This is a genomic window from Neisseria sp. P0019.S002 (genome assembly GCF_051957155.1).
Classification (GTDB): domain Bacteria; phylum Pseudomonadota; class Gammaproteobacteria; order Burkholderiales; family Neisseriaceae; genus Neisseria; species Neisseria perflava.
The window spans coordinates 1-530 of sequence record NZ_JBQCWS010000060.1 but is presented as its reverse complement, the minus strand read 5'-3'; the positions used below and the strand labels follow the sequence as shown (position 1 = coordinate 530).

Annotated in this window: 1 protein-coding gene; it reads left to right on the top strand. The window is 48.9% G+C overall.

Annotation, left to right across the window (positions count from 1 at the left end; translation table 11 throughout):
* Nucleotides 1-530, top strand: a 530-nt coding sequence (locus ACTHTY_RS11550) for an AAA family ATPase (protein WP_440367762.1), incomplete at both ends; no start/stop codon positions are given.

Here is a 530-nt window from a genome sequence, read left to right as displayed (position 1 = left end):
GCATGGTTCTACTTCATGCGCATGCAAAGCGGCGGTGGCAGTAAAGGCGGAGCATTCTCTTTTGGTAAGAGCCGTGCACGTTTGTTGGACAAAGATTCCAATAAAGTTACTTTTGCCGATGTTGCCGGTTGTGATGAGGCAAAAGAAGAAGTACAAGAAATCGTGGATTACTTGAAATCGCCTAACCGTTACCAAAGCCTGGGTGGTCGTGTACCGCGCGGTATTTTGTTGGCCGGTAGCCCTGGTACGGGTAAAACATTGCTGGCCAAAGCGATTGCTGGTGAGGCCGGTGTGCCATTCTTCAGTATTTCAGGTTCTGACTTCGTAGAAATGTTTGTCGGTGTCGGTGCGAGCCGTGTCCGCGATATGTTCGAGCAGGCTAAGAAAAATGCGCCATGTATCATCTTTATTGATGAAATTGATGCTGTCGGCCGTCAGCGTGGTGCCGGTTTGGGCGGTGGCAATGATGAGCGTGAGCAAACATTGAACCAATTGTTGGTTGAAATGGATGGTTTTGAAAGCAACCAAAC